The sequence below is a fragment of the Roseinatronobacter alkalisoli genome, assembly GCF_028745735.1.
GTDB classification, from domain to species: domain Bacteria; phylum Pseudomonadota; class Alphaproteobacteria; order Rhodobacterales; family Rhodobacteraceae; genus Roseinatronobacter; species Roseinatronobacter alkalisoli.
The window spans coordinates 149,271-170,662 of sequence record NZ_JAQZSM010000006.1; the positions used below are offsets into that span (position 1 = coordinate 149,271).

Annotated in this window: 21 protein-coding genes; 9 read left to right on the forward strand and 12 right to left on the reverse strand. The window is 59.1% G+C overall.

Going from position 1 to position 21,392, the window contains the following annotated elements; genetic code table 11:
- Positions 1-67 precede the first annotated feature (67 nt).
- The 5 genes from ntrX to dusB form a co-directional block, all read right to left on the reverse strand.
- Positions 68-1,450 carry a nitrogen assimilation response regulator NtrX gene (gene ntrX, locus PUT78_RS09015; RefSeq protein ID WP_274351920.1) on the reverse strand — a complete coding sequence of 461 codons (1,383 nt, stop codon included), beginning with the start codon at positions 1,448-1,450 and terminating at the stop codon, positions 68-70.
- Positions 1,447-3,702 (reverse strand): sensor histidine kinase NtrY-like, encoded by a 2,256-nt coding sequence (locus PUT78_RS09020; protein WP_274351993.1) that lies wholly within the window; start codon positions 3,700-3,702, stop codon positions 1,447-1,449. Before PUT78_RS09020 ends, ntrX begins: the two co-directional genes overlap by 4 nt.
- Positions 3,703-3,888: 186 nt before the next feature.
- Positions 3,889-5,283, reverse strand: coding sequence for a response regulator (locus PUT78_RS09025; protein ID WP_274351921.1), 1,395 nt, complete (start codon positions 5,281-5,283; stop codon positions 3,889-3,891).
- Complete coding sequence (locus PUT78_RS09030; protein WP_274351922.1) at positions 5,283-6,377, reverse strand: two-component system sensor histidine kinase NtrB; 1,095 nt, start codon at positions 6,375-6,377, stop codon at positions 5,283-5,285. The genes PUT78_RS09025 and PUT78_RS09030 overlap by 1 nt, the downstream gene beginning before the upstream one ends.
- Complete coding sequence (gene dusB, locus PUT78_RS09035; protein WP_274351923.1) at positions 6,374-7,402, reverse strand: tRNA dihydrouridine synthase DusB; 1,029 nt, start codon at positions 7,400-7,402, stop codon at positions 6,374-6,376. Before dusB ends, PUT78_RS09030 begins: the two co-directional genes overlap by 4 nt.
- A 188-nt stretch (positions 7,403-7,590) precedes the next feature.
- Between dusB and PUT78_RS09040 the strand changes: the two genes are divergently transcribed.
- The 3 genes from PUT78_RS09040 to PUT78_RS09050 all read left to right on the forward strand — a co-directional run bounded on the left by PUT78_RS09040 (position 7,591) and on the right by PUT78_RS09050 (position 9,802).
- Positions 7,591-8,739, forward strand: coding sequence for a bifunctional 2-C-methyl-D-erythritol 4-phosphate cytidylyltransferase/2-C-methyl-D-erythritol 2,4-cyclodiphosphate synthase (locus PUT78_RS09040; RefSeq protein ID WP_274351924.1), 1,149 nt, complete (start codon positions 7,591-7,593; stop codon positions 8,737-8,739).
- 80 nt (positions 8,740-8,819) lie between these two features.
- Positions 8,820-9,317 carry a phosphatidylglycerophosphatase A family protein gene (locus PUT78_RS09045; protein ID WP_274351925.1) on the forward strand — a complete coding sequence of 166 codons (498 nt, stop codon included), beginning with the start codon at positions 8,820-8,822 and terminating at the stop codon, positions 9,315-9,317.
- A complete protein-coding gene (locus PUT78_RS09050; RefSeq protein ID WP_274351926.1) occupies positions 9,314-9,802 on the forward strand; it encodes a CinA family protein in 489 nt (162 codons plus the stop codon). The genes PUT78_RS09045 and PUT78_RS09050 overlap by 4 nt, the downstream gene beginning before the upstream one ends.
- On the opposite strand, the gene PUT78_RS09055 is transcribed toward PUT78_RS09050, so the two are convergent.
- Positions 9,793-10,239 (reverse strand): type II toxin-antitoxin system RatA family toxin, encoded by a 447-nt coding sequence (locus tag PUT78_RS09055; protein ID WP_274351927.1) that lies wholly within the window; start codon positions 10,237-10,239, stop codon positions 9,793-9,795. The two genes, PUT78_RS09050 and PUT78_RS09055, sit on opposite strands and share 10 nt — an antisense overlap.
- A gap of 64 nt (positions 10,240-10,303) precedes the next feature.
- On the opposite strand from PUT78_RS09055, the gene hpt reads away from it, so the two are divergent.
- From hpt to PUT78_RS09075, 4 genes are all read left to right on the forward strand, one after another.
- Entirely contained in the window at positions 10,304-10,840 is a 537-nt protein-coding gene (hpt, locus tag PUT78_RS09060; protein ID WP_274351928.1) for a hypoxanthine phosphoribosyltransferase, read from the forward strand.
- A gap of 86 nt (positions 10,841-10,926) precedes the next feature.
- On the forward strand, positions 10,927-11,385 hold the full coding sequence (locus PUT78_RS09065; protein ID WP_274351929.1) for a c-type cytochrome: 459 nt from the start codon (positions 10,927-10,929) through the stop codon (positions 11,383-11,385).
- Positions 11,386-11,455: 70 nt separating this feature from the next.
- On the forward strand, positions 11,456-12,376 hold the full coding sequence (locus PUT78_RS09070; protein ID WP_274351930.1) for a c-type cytochrome: 921 nt from the start codon (positions 11,456-11,458) through the stop codon (positions 12,374-12,376).
- A 116-nt stretch (positions 12,377-12,492) separates the two neighbouring features.
- Entirely contained in the window at positions 12,493-13,668 is a 1,176-nt protein-coding gene (locus tag PUT78_RS09075; protein WP_420793483.1) for an AI-2E family transporter, read from the forward strand.
- A 136-nt stretch (positions 13,669-13,804) separates the two neighbouring features.
- Here PUT78_RS09075 and PUT78_RS09080 read toward each other — a convergent pair whose 3' ends face one another.
- The 4 genes from PUT78_RS09080 to PUT78_RS09095 form a co-directional block, all read right to left on the reverse strand.
- A complete protein-coding gene (locus PUT78_RS09080; protein ID WP_274351931.1) occupies positions 13,805-14,395 on the reverse strand; it encodes a 5-formyltetrahydrofolate cyclo-ligase in 591 nt (196 codons plus the stop codon).
- Between the two features lie 84 nt (positions 14,396-14,479).
- The gene (locus tag PUT78_RS09085; RefSeq protein ID WP_274351932.1) at positions 14,480-14,653 is read right to left on the reverse strand and encodes a hypothetical protein; all 174 of its coding nucleotides are present in this window, start codon (positions 14,651-14,653) and stop codon (positions 14,480-14,482) included.
- A gap of 87 nt (positions 14,654-14,740) precedes the next feature.
- Positions 14,741-15,382, reverse strand: coding sequence for a guanylate kinase (gene gmk, locus PUT78_RS09090; RefSeq protein ID WP_274351933.1), 642 nt, complete (start codon positions 15,380-15,382; stop codon positions 14,741-14,743).
- A 5-nt stretch (positions 15,383-15,387) separates the two neighbouring features.
- Positions 15,388-16,290, reverse strand: a complete 903-nt coding sequence (locus PUT78_RS09095; protein WP_274351934.1) for a YicC/YloC family endoribonuclease — start codon at positions 16,288-16,290, stop codon at positions 15,388-15,390.
- A 226-nt stretch (positions 16,291-16,516) separates the two neighbouring features.
- On the opposite strand from PUT78_RS09095, the gene PUT78_RS09100 reads away from it, so the two are divergent.
- Positions 16,517-17,374, forward strand: coding sequence for a PAS domain-containing protein (locus tag PUT78_RS09100; RefSeq protein WP_274351935.1), 858 nt, complete (start codon positions 16,517-16,519; stop codon positions 17,372-17,374).
- On the opposite strand, the gene PUT78_RS09105 is transcribed toward PUT78_RS09100, so the two are convergent.
- Positions 17,266-18,633 (reverse strand): class II 3-deoxy-7-phosphoheptulonate synthase, encoded by a 1,368-nt coding sequence (locus tag PUT78_RS09105; protein WP_274351936.1) that lies wholly within the window; start codon positions 18,631-18,633, stop codon positions 17,266-17,268. The genes PUT78_RS09100 and PUT78_RS09105 overlap by 109 nt on opposite strands.
- 160 nt (positions 18,634-18,793) lie before the next feature.
- On the opposite strand from PUT78_RS09105, the gene PUT78_RS09110 reads away from it, so the two are divergent.
- Positions 18,794-19,825: a GlxA family transcriptional regulator gene (locus PUT78_RS09110; RefSeq protein ID WP_274351937.1), complete on the forward strand. Its 1,032-nt coding sequence runs from the start codon at positions 18,794-18,796 to the stop codon at positions 19,823-19,825.
- A gap of 265 nt (positions 19,826-20,090) precedes the next feature.
- On the opposite strand, the gene PUT78_RS09115 is transcribed toward PUT78_RS09110, so the two are convergent.
- Complete coding sequence (locus PUT78_RS09115; protein WP_274351938.1) at positions 20,091-21,329, reverse strand: peptidylprolyl isomerase; 1,239 nt, start codon at positions 21,327-21,329, stop codon at positions 20,091-20,093.
- Positions 21,330-21,392: the final 63 nt, after the last annotated feature.

Here is a 21,392-nt window from a genome sequence, read left to right on the forward strand (position 1 = left end):
TTCTGTCAGCCTTGATGCCCGCATGCAAGCGAAGTTGACGTGCCCACAATGGATGGGCACGCCCCACCTAGCCCGCGTTTTTCGCCGTGCTGACGCCCAGCGATTTCAGCTTGCGGTGCAGCGCGGATCGTTCCATCCCCACGAAACTTGCGGTGCGGCTGATGTTGCCGCCAAAACGGTGAATCTGGGACAGCAGATATTCGCGTTCGAACAATTCACGGGCATCCCGCAACGGCAATGTCGTCAACGCACCCGACAGGATGATTTTCGCGGTATCATCGGAACCCGCCGACGGGGCGTGCGTGTCATTTTGCAGATCTGCCAGACCGATGGGCGCAGACGCATCGCCAAGGATCAGCGCCCGTTCGACGACATTGCGCAATTGCCGGATATTGCCGGGCCAGTGCATGGTCTGCAAATGCGCCTGCGCGGCATCCTGCAGGATACGCCGGGGCAGCCCCTGCGATTTGTGCAGCATGTCGATGAAATAGCTGGCCAGCAACGGAATATCCTCGCGGCGTTCATCAAGGCCGGGAACGCGCACCGGCACCACGCTCAGCCGGTCCAGCAATTCCTGACGGAACAGCCCTTCGCGGATCAGCGCAGCAAGGTCATGGGTGGTCGCACTCATCACGCGCATATCGACGCGCACCTTGTCGGCACCGCCCAGACGCATGAATTGCTGGTCAACCAGCACGCGCAGTATCTTGGACTGGGTACCAAGCGGCATATCGGCCACTTCGTCAAAAAACACCACGCCGCCATGGGCCTGTTCCAGCAAGCCGGGTTCCACGCCGCGATCCGCGCTTTCGCGGCCGAACAACACTTCTTCCATGCGCTCCGGTTCAATAGCCGCAGAGGACACGCACACAAAAGGACGCGACGCCCGGTCAGAGTTTTCATGAACAAAGCGCGCCGCAGCTTCCTTGCCACTGCCCGCAGGGCCGGTAAACATAATCCGCGCGTTGGAATGGGTCACTTTTTCCAGTTGTGCGCACAGGTTGCGGAACGCATGACTTTCGCCGATCAGTTCCGATGAATGATTGTCACGCCTGCGCAGATCCTGATTTTCGCGCCGCAGCCGCGATGCCTCCATAGCGCGGTTGATGACCACCATCAGCTTGTCGATGTTGAACGGCTTTTCAATGAAATCATAGGCGCCCTGCTTGATGGCCGCGACGGCAATCTCGACATTGCCATGGCCGGAAATAATGACGATGGGAATATCAGGATTGGAGCGTTTGACCTTCATCAGAATGTCGATCCCGTCCATCTTGCTGTCCTTCAGCCAGATGTCCAGAATGATCAGCGCAGGCGCTTTTGCGTTGACTTCGGCCATGGCCTGATCCGAATTCGCGGCCAGGCGCGTAACATAGCCTTCATCCTTCAGAATGTCCGATATCAATTCGCGGATGTCGCGTTCGTCATCGACAATCAGGATGTCACTCATGCCCTCAATTCCTTGTTTTCTGTGTCACTACTGATAATTTCCTGCCCCGCCGATGACAATAACGGCAAGGTGATGACAGCCATTGCGCCCCGGTGACTGCAGCCGTCAAACACCGGCGCATCTTCCAGCCGCAAAGCGCCGCCATGTTCTTCGATGATCTTGCGCACGATCGACAGCCCAAGGCCGGTGCCTTCGGCGCGGGTGGTCACATAGGGTTCGAACAGCCGCGCACGGTCTTCGGGCAGGCCGATACCGTTGTCAGAAATCGTGACCTGCAGGCCACTGTCACTGGTTGCTAGGGTGATGCGGATTTCCGGCACATACCCGTCCGATGGGTGGGCTTCGCGCCGGGACTGGGTTGCTTCACCGGCATTCTTGATCAGGTTTGTCAGCGCCTGTGCCATCATGGTGTCATCCACCTCGACCACCAGCGGGGCATCGGGCAGGTCAGTGACGAAACGCACATCCGGCTGACCGTTTTCCTGCAACAACACGCAATCGCGCAGAATTGCCACCAGATCATGCGCGCGGCGGTCGGGTTCCGGCATACGTGCGAAACGCGAAAATTCATCCACGATCCGGCGCAGGTCATTGGTCTGGCGCACAATCACCGATGTCAGTTGCGACAGGCTTTCGGCATCCTCGGCGTTCAGCTTACGCGAGAATTTGCGGTCAATACGTTCAGATGAAAGCTGGATGGGCGTAAGCGGGTTCTTGATTTCATGCGCAATCCGCCTTGCCACATCCCCCCATGCGGCCATGCGCTGCGCGCTTACCAGATCGCTGACATCGTCAAATGCCACAACATAGCCTTCCAGATGCCCGTCGCTGCGCCGCCGTTCGGCAACCCGCACCAGCAATGTTTCCAGCCGGCCCGAGCGCGACAGCCGCAATTCTTCCTGCACGCGGCCCAGCGCAACCTGACCGTTTTGCAAACGCGCCAGCAACGGGGCGAATTCAGGCACTACATCAACAAGGACACGATCATGCGCCGCGTCGGCATCCAACTCTATCAGGGTCTGCCCGGCCTTGTTGATGAATTCCAGCCGCCCCTGCGCATCCAGCCCGATAACGCCTGCGGTCACTGACCCGAGAACGGAATCAAACAGCCGCCTGCGCGCTTCGATCTGGCGGTTGTTTTCCACCAGTGTTTCATGCTGGCCTTTCAACTGCGTTGTCATCTGGTTGAACACCCGCCCCAGCAGGGTAATTTCATCATCGCCGCGCGCCAGTTTGACCTGCACGTCAAAATCACCCGCACCCACGCGTTGCGCCGCTTCGGCCAGCCGCCCGACAGGGCGTGCCAGACGTTCAGCGAATGACAGGCCCAACCATACCGCCGCCAGAATAAGGATCAGCGCAAAGCCCAGGTAAAGCGCTGCAAACTGGAACAATAACTGCCCGCGTTCCTGTTCCAGCTGTTGATACAACGCCACAGTTTCGCGCGTTTCATCCAGAAGGGACAGGATTTCCCCATCCACTTCGCGGGCGACATACAGATAGCGGTCAACATAATTCTGCAATGCAACAATCGCGCGGAACTCGTTATTTTGCCAATCTTTAATCACAACTATCTGATCATGTGCCGCACTGATCGCGTCTGAATCCGGCGGGGTAAAGTTGAACCTGTATGACCGCTCGCCGCGCGAGCGTAATTCGCCCGTGCCATCCACGACAAAAGCCACGCGCAAACCGCGCTGGATACCCGCCTGCCCCTCTGACAGAAGATTGCGCAGATCACCTTCGTCCATGAAGGGGAACAGGCGACGTGCGGTTTCCAGGTATTCGGCCAGTTCGCGGGTATCAACACGCAGATCGCGTTCCTGTTCGAACTGATAGGCTTCCGCAGCCGCAAGCGATGCGCCAACGACCCGCTGCACGCGGTCAGAAAACCACCCTTCCAGACCGACATTCACGGTCAGCGCGGCAAAAACCGCCACTGTGATTGTCGGTACCAGGGCGATGGTGGCAAATAACGTAGACAGGCGCAGATGTAGTTTTGACCCGGCGGAATCTGACCGGCGCGCGGCCACCAGTCGCGCTACGCGCACAGCAACAAGGCCAGCCGCGATCAGGATATAGACCAGATCCGCCAGCAGAATCAGAAACAGCCCGCGCGATTCGACAGTTTCGCTAAGCGGGCCAAGTGCCAGCAGCGTCAGTAATACCAAAGCGGGGCCAAGCAGGATCAGCAAAACTGGTGCCGCCCCGGAAAACCGCTGTTCCCATACAGGGGAGATGCGCCGCCCCAGCCCTGCTTTGCGCTTCAGACTTAGTTCTGACAAGACACCCTACCACCGCCATTCAGGTCGCTTTTGGTACAACCCGTTTTTCAGCCTATCGCTGTTGCGGCCAGAATGCCACATGCACTGTGGTAATTCTACATCAAACATCCGCAACAGGCAGAATGCCTGTGCAACCCTTTGACGCTGTGCTGTTCAGGCCAGCTTGCGCCTGCGCGACACCTCGATTTCCAGTTCAGTGATCTTTTTACGCAATGTATTGCGATTGATCCCCAGCAAGTCCGCACAACGGGCCTGATTGCCCCCGGTTGCATCCAGCGAAATCTCAATCAGGGGTGTTTCAATTTCGCGCAGAATGCGGGCATGCAACCCAGGTGGTGGCAGATCCTGCCCATGCAGGTCGAAATAACGCCGAAGGTGCCGCGCCACAGCTTCCGACAGGGTTTCACCGCTGAAATTCGCGCCGATGGCGGCCGCACTGGGCTGGCTTTTCAACGCTGATTCCATTTCTGCACGCGAAATGACGGAATCCACCCCGGTCAGCGTCAGCCGACGCAGGGTGTTCTGCAGCTGCCGCACATTGCCGGGCCAGGAATAGGCGCGCACCAGGTCCAGCGCCTCTGGTGACAGTTTGCGCTGGATGGCCCCGTCATCTGCGGCCTGCCCCAGGAAATGCTGCGCCAAGGATTCCAGATCATCGATGCGTTCGCGCAAGGCAGGTACATTCAGCGTGACCCCACCCAGACGGTAATACAGGTCTTCGCGCAGCTTGCCTTCAGCCAACGCCTTGGCAAGGTTCGACTGGGCCGTTGCCATGATGCGCGGTCCGTCATCCTGCACCATATCCAGCACGCGCGCGGCGCGCAGTTGCGCTTCGTCGTCATAGCTGCCCAGTTCATCAAACAGCAATGTTCCGCCGCGCACCCGTGACAGCAATGTCTGCGCCCCGTCGGGCGAACGGAAATCTTCGGATGTGGCGCTGATGAACGGCTGGCCGCGCCGGTCGGACAAGTCATGCAACGTGCGCGCGATCAGGGATTTTCCCGTCCCTGATTCACCGGTAATCAGTACCGGCATCGCCGAATTAATGACCCGCGCAATCAGGCGGTACAATTCCTGCATGACTGGCGTGCGCCCGACAAGCGGCAGCCCTTCCATGCTCAGGACATCGCCGCGCGGGGTTGCGGCGGCCGGACGATTGACCACTTCGGTTGATGACATCAGCTTGCGATTCTTCATCGCGGCCCCGGCGCGTTTCAGCAATTCCGGCAGGTCAAAGGGTTTGGGCAGGTAATCATGTGCGTCCACTTCATTCGCCTGAATGGCGGTCATGATGGTGTTTTGCGCCGAAATCACGATAACCGGCAGGTCAGGGCGTTCCTGACTGATTTTCGGGATCATCTCGATCCCGTTGCCATCAGGCATCATCACATCCGTGATGACCAGATCACCACGCCCCTCTTCGACCCAGCGCAGAAGCGTTGTCAGGCTGGAGGTCGCATGAACCTTGCAGCCCGCGCGCGTCAACGCCTGTGTCAGAACCGTTCGGATTGTTCGGTCATCATCAGCAACAAGGACAGTTCCGTCCATCAGGACACCTCCGTTAGGATTGACGCGTGCGGCGCACGCGGTAGTGAAATTCGAAAGACGGTGCGTCCGGGCTTGCTATCCACACTGATCCAGCCGGTATGCGCCGAAATGATCTTGGACACCAAGGCAAGCCCCAGACCAGTGCCATTCTCGCGCCCGGATACGAAAGGGTCGAAAATGTCATCGGCAATGTCATCAGGCAGGCCCGGCCCGTCGTCTATGATCTCGATATGGATGGGAAGGGCCACTTCCTCGCCATGGCCGCCGCGCACGCGCAGCGATTGTTCGAAATAGGTCTTGATCCGGATGCGCCCGCCCTGCGGCTGGGCCTGTGCTGCATTCTTCAGCAGGTTCAGGAAAACCTGCAACAACTGGTCAGGGTCCGCCCAGACCGGTGGCAGGGACGGGTCATAACTGTCGGTAATACGCATATGCGCCGCAAACCCCACTGCGGCCGACCGGCGCGCGCGTTCCAGAACGTCATGGATGTTCACAGGCCCGCAATCAGGCGGGCGTTGGTTGCCGAATTGTTCGACCTGATTAAGCAATTTCACAATGCGCTGGGTTTCTTCGACAATCAGGTCGGTCAGTTCGCGGTCTTCGGGGCGCAGGTTCATGGACAACAGCTGCGCCGCGCCTGCGATTCCGGCCAAGGGGTTCTTGATTTCATGCGCCAGCATCTGCGACATGCCGATGACCGAACGCGCGGACTGGCGGATGCCTTCGGCCTGCCCCAGCTTGCCCGCAATTTCGCGCGGATTGATCAGCACCAGAACCAGATCCGGTCTGTCGCCGATCAGCGCAAGCTGTAGCGAACACTGCACCGGGGTACGGGTGCCGATGGTCAGATGCACATCATTGATGAATACCGGCGCGCGATTTGCCCGGCACCGTTCCAATGCTGTGTCCAGCGACACATCCATCTGGATTAGCTGCGCCACCGCCCGGTCCAGAACCCCGCGCCGCGACAGACCAAGAAACTGTTCAGCAGACGGGTTGCAATCAACGATCGTTTCCTGCCCCTTTACATACCCGACCATCAACGCGGGCAAGGGAAGTGCCGACCATATGGCCCCTGTGACTGGCGGTGTCATGCGGCCTGCCCCATTTCCGGCAGCGGTTCCAACGCATCCGGCAACAGGCCCAGAACCACAGCGGGATCCGTTGCCGTCTGGACCCGGCGGCGCAACTGCGGACACCCGCCCGCCTGCTGCGCGTACCAGCCCAGATGCTTGCGCGCGACCTTCATGCCAAGGGCGGCGCCGTAGAATGCCAGCATATCTTCGTAATGCCCCGCAACCAGATCAACCAGCGCGGAACCAGTGGGAATATCCGGCTGGGGCTGGCCGAACAGATCCGCTGCGATCTGCGCCAGAACCCAGGGCTGGCCTTGCGCGCCGCGCCCGACCATGACACCCGCCGCGCCCGATTGCGCCAATGCCGTGCGAGCCGTATCCGCGCAGATGATGTCGCCATTGGCGATAACCGGAATATGTGTGGCGCGCACGACATCGCCAATCGCGCGCCAATCCGCCTGTCCCTTGTAGAACTGACAGCGCGTGCGCCCATGAATCGTGACCATGCGCACCCCCGCAGCGGCGGCACGCTGCACCAGTTGCGCGGCATTCAGGCAATCATCATCCCAGCCCAGACGGGTTTTCAGCGTCACCGGAACCGATACCGCGCCGACCACCGCTTCAATCAAACGCAGCGCATGATCAGGTTCGCGCATCAGCGCCGAGCCGGACATGCCGCCCACAACTTTCTTGGCAGGACAACCCATATTGATGTCGATTACTTCAGCGCCGCCATCCGCCACCATGCGCGCCGCCTGCGCCATCCAATGTGCATCCCGCCCCGCGATCTGAACCGCAGTCCGCGCTTCGCCCAATCCCAGTTCACTGCGCGCGCGGGCACGCGCCGACGGTTTGGCCTGCACCATTTCCTGACTTGCAACCATTTCCGACACGACAAGCCCCGCGCCGAACCGTGCCACCACGCGGCGAAACGGCAGATCCGTGATTCCCGCCAAAGGTGCCAGCAGCACCGGGGGCGTGATTTCTGCCCCGCCTGCTGCGGCCTGTAGCGTGATCCGGTCCGATATGAAGACTGATTTCATGCGCTGTCCTAAACTTCTTCTGCCGCTTTACACCCATTGGATGAAACAGCGCAAATCAACAGCACGTATTCGTGACGCGAATTTCATCGATTGCCCGAATTTTAGGCAATCCGTGTCATCCAACGCGCGGATTGTCAGCACCCCCTGCTTGCGCTTATAGCACGAACACCAACAACAGGCGGAAAACGATGCGCAACATCGCAGCTATTATCGTCGCGGCCGGACGCGGCACCCGCGCAGGCGGCGCAGCCCCCAAGCAATGGCAGATACTGGGCAATCGCCCGGTTCTGGCACATACGCTGGACGCGCTGCGCGATGCGGGCCTGTCACGGCTGGTTCTGGTGCTACATCCCGATGATTTTGCGCGCGCGCAGGCGCTGGACCTGTCGCATGTTCAGCTTGTTGCGGGCGGGACAACGCGCAGCGCGTCAGTGCGCGCCGCGCTGGATGCGCTGGCACCGGACCCACCCGCGAAGGTGCTGATTCATGACGGCGCGCGGCCGTTCGTTTCCGCCAAGATCATCCATGATGTTCTTGCCGCGCTGGAAACCGCAGGTGCTGCCGCACCGGCCTTGCCGGTCACTGATGCACTATGGCAGGGCACGGACGGGGCAGTCAGCGGGTTTGTCCCCCGCGCGAGCCTGTACCGGGCGCAGACCCCACAAGGGTTTGATTTCGGGTTAGTTCATGCAGCGCATCACAACCATGATGGTGACGCCGCCGATGATGTGGAAATCGCGCGGCTGGCAGGCCATGATGTCACCATTACCAAAGGCTGCGAGGATAACCTGAAACTGACATATCCGGCGGATTTTACCCGCGCGGCCCGCATATTACGTGAAAGGACAGGACACCGCATGGATATCAGGCTGGGAAACGGGTTTGACGTGCACCGCTTCGGGGTGGGGGATGGCTGCTGGCTTTGTGGTGTGCTGGTGGCGCATGATCGCGGGTTGCAGGGCCATTCGGACGCCGATGTCGGCATGCATGCCTTGACGGACGCCATCTATGGTGCGCTTGGCGCAGGCGATATCGGACAGCATTTTCCGCCCAGTGACCCCCAATGGAAAGGTGCTGCCAGCCATATTTTCCTGCGCCACGCCGTGGAACTGGCACAGGAACGCGGATTCAGGATCGGCAATTGCGATGTGACGCTGATTTGCGAATACCCGAAGATCGGACCCCACACGCAACGCATGCGTCAGGCGCTGGCTGATATCATGGGTATTGATGTCGCGCGCGTCAGCGTGAAGGCAACCACATCGGAAAAACTGGGATTCACCGGGCGTGAAGAGGGGATTGCCGCCCTTGCAACAGCCTGCCTGATGGCGGATTGAGGGGGCATTCTGCCCCCTTCCGGGCCTGCGGCCCATTCACCCCCTGCGCGTATTCGGGGTAAGATGAAAAGGATAATAACATGCGCATGACACGGCTGATCGCAGTGTTTTTCGGGGCGGGGCTGTTGCGGCCCGCGCCCGGAACATGGGGCACATTGGCGGCACTGCCGGTGGCCTGGGGCCTGCATGTCATTGGCGGATTCTGGCTGCTGGCGCTGGCCACTGCGCTGGTGTTTTTTCTGGGCTGGTGGGTGACCATCGTGGAAACACGCGGCATGGACGACCCGGACCCGTCGGAGATTGTGATCGATGAAGTGGCAGGCATGTGGCTGGCCCTGTGGCCAGTGTCGCTGGGCGCGATGATGCAGGGGGTGGCGATCAGCGCTCTCTGGCCAGGTTGGATTGTTGCCTTTGTGGCCTTCCGCGCATTTGATATCCTGAAACCCGGCCCTGTGGGCTGGGCGGACCGCATGCACACACCGCTGGGGGTGATGCTGGATGACATGATCGCGGGCGTATTCGCCGCGCTGGTGGTCATCGTGCTGGCTGCGCTGGCGCATGGGGTATTCATGGCATGAGCAGCGCGCAGCATGTGCTGAACGCCGCACGCGCACGCAAGGTGAGGATTGCCACTGCCGAAAGCTGCACGGGCGGCATGATCATCGCCGCGCTGACCGACATCGCAGGGTCATCGGATGTCGTGGATCGCGGGTTTGTCACCTATTCCAACGCGGCCAAGCAACAAATGCTGGGGGTTCAGGCCGTGACACTGGACACATTCGGGGCGGTGTCCGAACAGGTGGCGGCGGAAATGGCGAGGGGCGCACTGGCACATTCGGATGCCGGAATGGCGGTGGCGGTCACAGGCATCGCAGGCCCCGGCGGGTCAGAGTACAAACCCGAAGGGCGGGTCTGTTTCGGGCTGGCGGATGCGCAGGGCGTGCGGACAGAAACAGTCGAATTCGGGCCACTGGGCCGCGCGCATGTCCGGCAGGCCACTGTTGCCCATGCGCTGGCAATGCTGCTGGATGCGCTGGAAAAAGCGCCGCGCCCTCAGCCGTAAAGTGCTTTGGCGCGGGCTTCGAATGCGCCAACGATACGGTGCATGGCCTGATCGAAAACAACGCCGATCAGCTTTTGCAGAACCGGATTGCGGAATTCGAAATCGACATGAAAATCCACCACGCAACCGCCCGCCGGGTTGTCGCGCACCTGCCAGCGTGACTGCATATGTTTGAACGGGCCATCAATATAGGCCGTGTCAATCTCGCCCTTTCCGGGGAACAGTTTGACCCTGCTGGCGAATCGTTCCCGGAACACCTTGAAGGAAATCACCAGATCGGCCTCCAGTTCTTCGCCGCCGTCGATGGGTTTACGCGACCGGATGCGGGCCGCTGCGGTCCAGGGCAGAAATTCCGGATAACGCGCCACATCTGCCACAAGATCGAATATCTGCTGCGCCGTATAGGGCATGTGGCGGTGTTCATGGTGCTGGGGCATGTGTTCGCTCTTTTCTGTGTTGTGCACATGTCCTAAAGTCAGCCCGGAAAATCAAGAGGCCGAAATGACGCAAAAACCCTATGTCATCGATCAGATGATCAGCGCCAAGCAAATCGCGGCACGGGTCGAAGAACTGGCGAAGGAAATCAGCCGCGACTTTGCGGGAACCGAAAAACTGGTGGTGGTGGGGTTGCTGCGCGGATCATTCGTGTTCATCGCCGATCTGGTGCGCGAAATCGACCTGCCAGTGGAAGTCGATTTTCTGGAAGCCTCCAGCTATGGCAGTTCCACACAATCATCGCGCGAGGTCCGGATTCTGAAAGATCTGAGCGGCAAGATCGCGGGGCGCGATGTTCTGGTTGTCGAGGATATCGTCGATACCGGCTACACGCTGAGCCATGTATTGCAGATGTTGCTGGCCCGCAGTCCCGCGCGGCTGGAAGTCTGCGCGCTGCTGGACAAACCGTCGCGGCGCGAAGCGGATATTCGCGCAAGATGGACAGGGTTCGAAATTCCGGACGAATTTGTTGTCGGCTATGGCATTGATTATGCCCAGCGAAACCGCAACCTGCCCTATATCGGCAAAGTGCGCTTCACCTGAGCGTGCGATCACGTGCCCGTGTGTTGATCTTCCCGAACCGTGCCATAGGATGGGTTCAGCATTAATTGTCAACACGAGGGATATTCATGAAGCCACGCTTATTCATAGGCGCCAGCCTGATTTGTACCGTTTTTTCCTTGCCAGCTCTGGCGCAGGAAAATCCCGAAATCCAGCAGCGGCAGGGTCAGTTCAACCTTTTCGTGCATAATTTCGCACTATTGGGTGGCATGGCCCAGGGGCGCGTTGATTATGATGCGGAACTGGCCCAGACTGCGGCCGATAACCTGTTCCACGTCACCCGCCATAACCAGAGTCGCCTGTGGCCGGAAGGAACAGATGCGGAAAGCGTGGAAGGTACCCGTGCCCTGCCTGCGATCTGGGAAAACCTTGATGATTTCATGGTAAAGTTTGCCGGTCTTCAGGATGCAGCTGAAGGCGCACAGGCAGTCGCAGGTGACGGTCTGGATGCATTGCGTCCCGCTGTGGGCGCGCTTGGCGCGGCATGCCAAGCCTGTCATCAGACCTATCGCGCCGAAGCCGGTTAGCACACCCTGACGGAACCGGAACGCCCGTGCGGCTGCGTCGCGCGGGACACCCTGCATATGGTGTATCGATATGACCAGACCAGACGCCCTTTCGCGCAGCCGAAAGCCCGGCCTGAAGATACTGACCGTGACCGGCGTGATTGGCGCCGCCACTGCCGCAGCGCTTTGGTGGGTCAGCGCCCCCGCGCCGGTATCTGCCGCCCGTATCGCGGGACTGTCCGGCAATGCGCAAGACGGAGAGGCCGTGTTTCTGGCCGCAGGCTGCGCATCATGTCATAAGGAACCAGGAACGGAGGCCGACCCAAGGGTTCTGGCAGGCGGGCGGGCGTTTCAGTCCGATTTCGGCACATTCTACGCCCCCAATATCAGCCCCGACCCCACCCATGGCATAGGTGAATGGTCGCAGGACGATTTCATGAATGCCGTGATGGCCGGTGTTTCGCCCGAAGGGCAGCATTACTACCCCGCCTTTCCCTATACCGCCTATATCAAGGCCGATCCGCAGGATATCGCGGATTTATATGCATTCATGATGACCCTGCCCGCAGATGCAACGCCCTCGCAGCGGCATGATCTGGCCTTTCCGTTCAGCATCCGGCGCAGTCTGGGCCTGTGGAAGGCGCTGTATCTGGATGACGGCTGGACCGTCACCGGCGACCTGAATGAGGCGGAAACGCGCGGGCGCTACCTGTCCGAAGCGCTGGCTCATTGCGCCGAATGCCACACTCCGCGCAACGCCCTTGGCGCATTGGACACCAACCAATGGTTGCAGGGCGCGCCAAACCCTTCGGGTCAGGGGCGCATTCCGGCAATTGCCGGGCCGGATTTCGACTGGACACATTTCGACATCAGCGCATATCTGGAAAGCGGGTTCACCCCGTCATTTGATGTTGTGGGCGGGTCCATGGCAGATGTCGTTGCCAGCCTTCAGCAACTGGAGAAATCCGAACTGGATGCGATTGCTGCCTATATCCTGCGCGCAAATCCGTAAACACCCCATCCGTTGATACCCGGTCGCGGGGATGCGGGGTTGTGCCCTCTGGAATTCATGCCCATACTTCGGCCAGATCGCATATGGCGGCCATTCATGCAGGCATTCGGAATCAGATGTCAGACCAACCGGAACCACCGCGCCTTTCGACCATAAACCGCCTGACCTTTGGTGAAAAGTTCAGGCTGCAAACATGGTTGATGGGCATTATCGCGTTCGCGGTGATTCTGTTTCTGCTGGTGCAGGCAAAATTCATCCTGATCGCTCTGGCAATCGCGATCATCTTGTTTTCGCTGACATCCGATGCGATCAATTCCATCTCGCGGTTGCGATTTGGCAGTTTCAGAATCACGAACTGGCTGGCCTCTGTTGCGGCAGTGTTTCTTATTGCATCGGGGTTGCTGACGCTGGCTGGACTGGTGATTTCCCAGATCAACACAGTGCTGACCACCACGCTGTCCTATGCCGATGATGCGCAAAGCGCGATCGCACAGATGTTTTCCTGGATGGGCGAGGACGTGGAAGAATCGGTTCTGCAAACCATGCGCAGCATTGAAATTTCCGGCTATCTGCGGTCCGCTGCGGGGCAAGCCGGCACCATCCTCAGCCAGTCTGTGCTGATTATCCTGTTTGTCGGTTTCATGTTCGCAGAGCGCGTCTGGTTTGACACGAAACTTGAGAATCTGATGACCGACAAGTCACAGGCGCGGCGTGTAAATGCGATTATCGGGTCAATCATCCGGCGGGTTAACCGTTACCTACTGGTCAAGACATTGATCAGCAGCGTCACCGGGACAGTGGTGTTCATGATAATGAAGGTCTTTGGTCTCGAATTTGCGGCGGCCATGGGGCTGTTGACCTTCGTGCTGAATTTCATTCCGTCGGTCGGGTCCATCATCGCGACGCTGGTTGTCACGCTAGTGGCGTATATTCAGGTTACCGAACCCTCGACAGCAGTGCTGATTTTCGTGTTGGCGGGCATGGCGCAATTTCTTCTGGGCAATGTGATTGATCCCATGCTGATGGGGAAAACGCTGCGCCTGTCATCTTTCGGGATCATAATTTCGCTGGCATTCTGGGGGGCGGTCTGGGGTATTCCCGGCATGTTCCTGGCAGTACCGTTCATGGTCGCTGTGATGATCGTGTGTTCCCATATACCAGCCGCGCGCCCGGTCGCTGTGCTGCTGTCCCGAGAGGGGCTGCCGGAAGAGGAATTTCCGCTGACGCCCGTTTCCCCTGTCGAACTGGACGAGGACGAACAAGGGTTTGAGCGCAGAATCGGTGCCGAATAACCCGATATGCCGGTTGGGCGTGCCTTGAATATCTGCACATCCTTCATGACAGTTGCGAAGCGCATCATGCGCTGAAAAAGCTGTTGGCGCGCATTCCTGACGGTTCAGCCCCGCCCTGCATTTTCATTCGGCATGATCACCCTCTGGTCCAGATGACGCCGCTGCCGGTAATGATCGCATCAAGCTGCTGGTCCGTGGCTTCAGTCGGAAGATCGTCACAAATCTGGGCGTCGAATGCCAGCCCGACCGCCAGAACGGGACCGGCGCTGCGCAATTTTTCCAGCGTCCGGTCATAAAACCCGCCCCCATAGCCCAACCGATACCCGCGCCTGTCAAAGGCAAGCATAGGCACGATCAGCGCTTGCGGAATGACTGGATCCGCGTTGGCCGGGATCAAGGCCTTGAACGCCCCTTCAATCATCGTGGTCTGCGGTGTCCAGCGGTGGAATTCCAGTGGCGTGCCCGCGCGCAAAATGACCGGCACACCAACTGGTCCGGGGTGGTTTGCCATTATATCAAGCGGGCTTATTTCTGACCGCATCGGCATGTATCCAGCCAGCGTCACATCCGCCAGCCGATCACCAAAAATGTCTGCCAGATAATCGCTGAAACTGCGGGATGCTGCGGCCACCTGCTGCGCGGCCTGAATATCCAGAAACGCTGCATTGCGTCGGATCGCGGCCAGATTGCGCGCCTGCGCTTTGCGGGTCGTAGTATCGTGTTGCATGATGGCCTGCCCTGCTGGTTGCTTTGCGGCAATATGCAACAGGCAGGCCAGCAAAGCAAAGCCGCCCGCGACAGATTCATCCGCTCAGGCGACTCCATGCCCCCGCGCACCCATACCAAGCCCGGCCAGAACAAAACCCGCGGCCCCGAACAGGCTATAAGCAAGGAAGGCCCAGATCAGGCCATATCCCGATGCGAAAACCAATGCCGCCGCAAACAACCCGGTGATAATGGCCAGCAGCATAGAAAGAAACAACATTCGCGCCCCCGTTTTGGCGGTGTGTGTGTTGATACTAGCGCGCAGGTCATAACCAAAGGTAAACAAAAGGGACGGAAATTACCGCAATCAGGCTTTTCGGGCCTCGAATTCGGCATTCAGGGTGCGCACCAGATCATTCAGCCATGGCTGACGTTCGCGGCGCTGGCGCTCTGCCTGGATAATTCCGCAAAGCGCCGCTTCGGTCTGGTCCAGATCATCATTGACCAGCACATAATCATATTCCGCCCAATGGCTGATTTCATCGCGTGATTTCTGCATCCTTCCGGCAATAACCTCATCGCTGTCCTGCGCACGTCCGCGCAGGCGCGATTCCAGCTCATTAATGGATGGCGGCAACACAAAAACCGAGATCACATCCTTGCCAAGGGTCGAGTTGCGCACCTGCTGGCCGCCCTGCCAGTCAATGTCGAACAAGGTATCGCGCCCTTCCGCGATGGCATTTTCAACCGGGCCTTTGGGCGAACCATAGAAATTGCCAAAAACTTCAGCATGTTCCAGCATTTCCCCGGCATCAATCATCGCGGTGAACTCCGCACGGGTGCGGAAATAATAGTCACGCCCGTCCACCTCACCCGGACGCGGCGCACGGGTTGTTGCCGACACCGAAAACCGGATCGACGGGTCCCATGCCATCAACCGCTTGGCCAATGTTGATTTCCCGGCGCCGGAAGGGGATGACAGGATGATCAGCAGGCCGCGTCGCGTCATGGTTACTACTCCAGATTCTGAACTTGCTCGCGCATCTGATCGATCACAGCCTTCAGATCAAGTCCAATCCGGCTTAGCCCAAGATGCTGCGCCTTGGAACACAGGGTATTGGCCTCGCGGTTGAATTCCTGTGTCAGGAAATCCAGCTTACGCCCGGCCGGACCGCCGGTTTCCAGCAATTCCCGGGCAGTATCACAATGGGCGGCAAGCCTGTCCAGTTCTTCGGTGACATCGGCCTTGACCGCGATCAGCGCCAGTTCCTGCTCCACGCGCAGGCTGTCTGGCCGCGCCATGTCGGTCAGTTGCAATATGGCTTTGCGCATATGCTCCGCCATGGCCTGCCTGCGTTCGGGCAACAGCGCGCGCGCAGCAACAGTCATCACCCCGATCTGATCAAGTTGCGCCGCGATCACCTGAACCAGCGTTTGCCCTTCCTGATGCCGCATCGCATTGAAGCAATCCAGAAGCAGGTCGAAATCCTGCGCCACAATCTCGCCCAATTTTGCCAGATCAATTGCGGCGAAATCTTGTCCGGCAGACAATACCGCGCGCCATCCCAGCACATCCAGCGCCGAGGGTTCAGTCAATCTGACGCCGACGGCCTGTGCCTTTGCCATAACCGCGGTCATGGCCGCCATCACGGAATCCAGCGCGTCGTGGTCAATCGTGCCGACATTCGCGACATTGCGGATATGCATTTTCAATGTCACGCTGACATTGCCCCGCGCAATAACCGAGCTTAGCCTGGTTCTGATGCTTTTCTCAATAAATCCAATAGCATCCGGAAGCCGCATACGGATATCCAACCCGCGTCCGTTCACGGAACGGATGTCCCATTCCAGTTCCAGTTCAATTCCGTCTATCGTCGTAAGCGTGGATTTGCTGGCAAATCCTGTCATTGAATGCATCGCGCATTTTCCTTGTCAAATATTCCGGTTCAGCCAGACGAACCGGCCCAGACGTCGCGTGCGTTAACCATTTGTTCAAATTGTGGCAGAAATTGGGAAAAATTTGCGCTATTCATGTCTTATTCAGAGACCTTGCCAGAATATGAACACGGCAGAAAGCCGGAAGGTCTGTTCTTCCCACGCCATACGCCAAAAGCATGCGCTGCATCTGCTGAAAGGTATCACAATGACCGAAACCATATTCACCACTGCTGACACCACCGCCTTTTCAGCGACAGCAAACACCGACAGCACAGGATACCGGACCATCGACCGTGTTTGCGCGTATTGGGCATCGCTGCCGAAAACCGGCGCGGCCCCGAACCGGATGCTGATTGACGCGCGCGCACTTTCGGATGTGTTGCCGCATGTTTTTCTAGCGGAACTGGCGACACCACGGGTTGCCCGCTTGCGCATCATCGGGCACCGCATTGAAGAACTGACCGGGCTGGACATGCGCGGAATGCCCCTGACAACGCTGTTTTCAGGCCCGGCGCGCGAAGAAATCATGACGGCTTGCGAACAGGTCAGCCGTGGCGCGCGCGTGTCACTGTCGCTGAAGGGCGAAGCAGGTTTCGCCCGCCCCCAACTGGACGGCATGCTGGCCATGATGCCGCTATGCGACACCAAGGGGAATATCACCCGTATTCTGGGCGTTTTCGGCCACCAAGGAGAGATTGGCCGCGCGCCCCGCCGTTTTGACCTGGCGCACCGGTCATCATGCCAGAACCAGCGCAGACACCAGAACCGCAATCCACGACAGCACCATTTCTGCGCGTCATTCAGGGCGGCAAAGCCTGAACAAGCCACAGATCGTGCGGTACATGAAAAATGGCGCCGGGCATATGCCGCGGCGCCATTATCCGTTTGTCGATGCGGAGACCACCCCAACAAGGCCCCCGCCGCCGCGGGAAGCCCGGTTGCGCGGGCCGCGTGCTACATCGCGGCCGCCAGTTTCTCACGTCGGCCAACAAGTTCTTCCGCCACCAGAAACGCCAGTTCCAACGACTGGCTGGCATTCAGCCGTGGGTCGCATGCGGTGTGATAGCGTTGTGACAGGTCTTCGTCGGACACAGCCCGTAACCCGCCGGTGCATTCGGTCACATCCTTGCCTGTCATCTCGAAATGCACGCCACCCGGGATTGTTCCTTCGGCATTATGCACTGCAAAGAATTCACGCACTTCGCGCAACACCGAATCAAACGGGCGGGTCTTATATCCGGTAGAAGATTTGATCGTGTTTCCATGCATCGGATCGCAGGTCCAAAGCACATTCGCGCCTTCTTCCTGCACAGCCTTGATCAGGCGCGGTAGATGGTCGCCCACAGCACCTGCGCCAAATCGCGCGATCAGCGTCAGACGGCCTGCTTCATTGTCCGGGTTCAGCTTAGCCATCAGTGCCTTCAGGTCGTCTGCGGACAATGACGGACCGCATTTCAACCCGATCGGGTTCTGAACCCCAGTGCAGAATTCGACATGCGCGCCGTCAGGCTGGCGGGTGCGGTCACCGATCCAGATCAGATGCCCTGACCCCGCCACCGGCATGCCGGATGTCGAGTCAATGCGGCACAGCGCTTCTTCATATTCCAGCAGCAAGGCTTCATGGCTGGTGAAAAAATCAACCTCCGCCAGATCCCTGTTGGTTTCCGAGGTGATTCCCGCTGCTGTCAGAAAATCCAGCGTGTCCGAAATGCGGGTCGTCATTTCGCGGTAGCGTTCCGCCTTCTCGCCACTGGCAAATCCCAGCGTCCAGTTATGGACGCGGTGCATATCGGCATAGCCGCCCTTGGAAAAGGCGCGCAGCAGGTTCAGGCTGGCGGCCGCCTGTGTATAGGCCTGCAACATGCGGTTTGGGTCGGGAATCCGCGCTTCGGCGGTGAAGTCGAACCCGTTGATGATATCGCCGCGATAGCTGGGCAGTTCCACCCCGCCGACAGTTTCCATGGGGGCCGATCGCGGCTTGGCGAACTGGCCCGCCATCCGGCCAACCTTGATAACCGGCACTTTCGCGCCATAAGTCAGCACGATGGCCATCTGCAACAACACCTTGAATGTGTCGCGGATACTGTCAGCGGTGAATTCGGAAAAACTTTCGGCGCAGTCGCCACCTTGCAGCAGGAATGCCTCGCCACGGGCTGCGGCCCCAAGCTTGCGCTTCAGCGCGCGCACTTCGCCTGCAAATACCAGCGGCGGATATTTTGACAACTGCGATTCAACATTGGCCAGCACCTGCTGATCCGGATAATCGGGCATCTGGATCCGGGGCTTGTTGCGCCAGGTCGATTTCGTCCAGCCATTGGTCATGGCACCCTCCGGTGTTATCTTAATCCGATGTGTTAGCGGTCGCGCCGCAGATGCATCTATACGTAGGCCAGCGCGGGTATGCAAACACGATTGGACTTGTCACATCGAATGAAAGCTGATTGTGTCCATCGACATTCATCCGGACCATACAGCATCAAAGATGGCAAAACCCAAGACCCAAGCCCCGGCAGCCACAAGCACCCCCCAGGCACAGGCACAATCCAACCCCACGTTGCCGCGCCATTTCGCTTTCCTGTTGCTGGACAGATTCACGCTGATCGCATTTTCTGCGGCGATTGAACCCTTGCGCCTTGCAAATCGCGTTGCGGGGAAAACGCTATATACATGGCAGTTGATCAGCGACACCGGACAGCCTGTCACCTGTTCCAACGGAACACAGGTCAGTGTGCATACCGGCATGGACGATCTGCACAAGGAAGCGGTGGTCATCGTCTGTGGTGGAGTTGATGCGAATCGGGCAACCAGCCCGGCAATCCTTGCATGGCTGCGCAAACGTGCCCGCTATGGCAATGTGATCGGCGGCATCTGCACCGGCGGCTGGGCACTGGCCAAGGCCGGGCTGCTGGATAACCGGCGCGCGACCATCCATTGGGAAAACCACACCGGCTTCGCCGAGGATTTCCCCGAGATTGACCTGACAAGATCGGTTTTTGTGATCGACGGAACGCGCGTGACATCAGCGGGCGGCATGGCCGCGCTGGACATGATGCTGACCATGATCGCCAACGAGCATGGCAGCCCGTTGGCGAATTCCGTGGCGGACCAGTTGATCTATTCCTCGATCCGCACAAACCGCGACACGCAACGTCTGTCGATCCCGGCGCGCATTGGCGTGCGGCACCCGAAGCTTGCCCGCGTGATCGAAATCATGGAAAGCCATATCGAAGACCCGATCAGCCCCGCCGAACTGGCGCAGGATGTGGATATGTCCACCCGCCAGCTTGAACGCCTGTTCCGCCGCTATCTGAACCGCAGCCCGAAGCGTTACTACACCGAATTGCGCCTTGAACGCGCCCGCAACCTGCTGATGCAAACCGATATGAGCGTGATAAATGTGGCGCTTGCGTCCGGGTTCACGTCACCTTCGCATTTCTCAAAGTGCTACCGGGCGCATTACAACACCACCCCCTACCGCGAACGCGGCGCGCGATCTTCTGACGACGATCAATAGCGCCCCACACATGATGCGGTCAGTGTGAAACCCGCAGGTGCCGGGTGTTGAAACTCGCGGCGCGCGCAGCAAAACCCGCACGCGCCGCAGTTCTGTCCTGCTGCGGCCCGCAGATGGTGCGGCGTAGTCCATGACCCAACCGTTCTACCCCTGATTTAAGCGGCCTTGCAGTTTCACCCGACAGGACGCCCCCGCATGCGGGTATTATCTGGTTCAGATCAGCGCGCGCCCTTCAGCAGGCATCGGACGAATGGTGGGTCCGGTGTCAGTAGTCGCGAATCTCTGCATCGGCGACAAGTTCCTGTAGTTTGACATCCGCCATGCGCCCAATCCATTGATCGAACAGAATATCGCGCAACTGGTTGGTGCCGGGGCGGTCATCGAACTGCAACTCGCGTGCGCACAGCATCAACACCACCAGATTATTACCCTCGACAGTGTTTGCGGATACTTCGTTCCGGTCCAGACGCGCCAGTTCAACGGCATCGGATTGCGGGATGTTGCGTTGCAATTCTGTGCGCTCGCTCAGGGCGTCATCACTCAGGTCGCGGGCAAAACCACCCAGTTCGGCGCAGCTGCGCACTTCTGCGCGAATGCGCGCCACACGTTCAAGATTTGCTTCGCTGCGCCCCCCGGGAAGCAGCAGACGCTTATAGGTCAGTTCAATCTGATCAGCAGGTATATTGCGCGTGCTGTCACGGGAACGCAGCTGGAAATAGGCAAATGCGCCGCTCAGTTCCAACGGACCGATAATTTCACCGGGGCTGGCCGCAGATATCGGGCCTGCAATATTACCCGGCAGGTTTTCCAGCGGCAGCCAGTCCAGACGCCCGCCCTGATCGCGTGACCCGGCAAGCGAGAATTCGCGCGCAATGGCGGAAAATTCCTCCGCACTGCGCGCGGCGGCGATCATGTCCATGATCTGGCCTACGGCATCGGCGAATTCGGGATCGCTTGGCAGGAATATCTCCGAAATCAGAACCCGTGTCGTGCCGCGAATGGCGGCAACATCACGGGCGCGCGCAACGTCACTGTCCGAAACGGCAACCAGCCCCGGAAACTCGCGCTCCGCGATTTTGCGCCATAACAGACCCACGCTTACGAATTGCCGGAAGCTGTCCAGATCCACGCCACCCTGGGCCAGCACATTAAGCACTTCTTCCGCGGTCAGTTCCACGCGCGCGGCAAATTCGGCCACGCCTTCGGACACTTCGTCACTGGTTACGCGCAGGCCCTTGCGGCGCGCATAGTCCATCTGCACGGCTTCTTCGGTCAGGCGCGACAGCGCTTCCTGGCGCATATCGGCCGCGCCGACATTCAGCAATTCCAGAAAGGCAATGCGCTGGGACACATCATAATTGGTGATGATCCTGTCATTGACCTTGCGCGCAGGTGCAAACATTCCCTGTGCCTGCGCAGCAGTGGCGGTGTAAAGCCCCGCCCCGACACATAGCATCATGACAATGCCAAGCCGCGAAACGATGGAAGAAGTGAAAAAACGCATCAGGTCAGGTCCGTTCGGTTGGTCTGCATAAATCATGGTCACTTATTCGCTGGCATACATCAC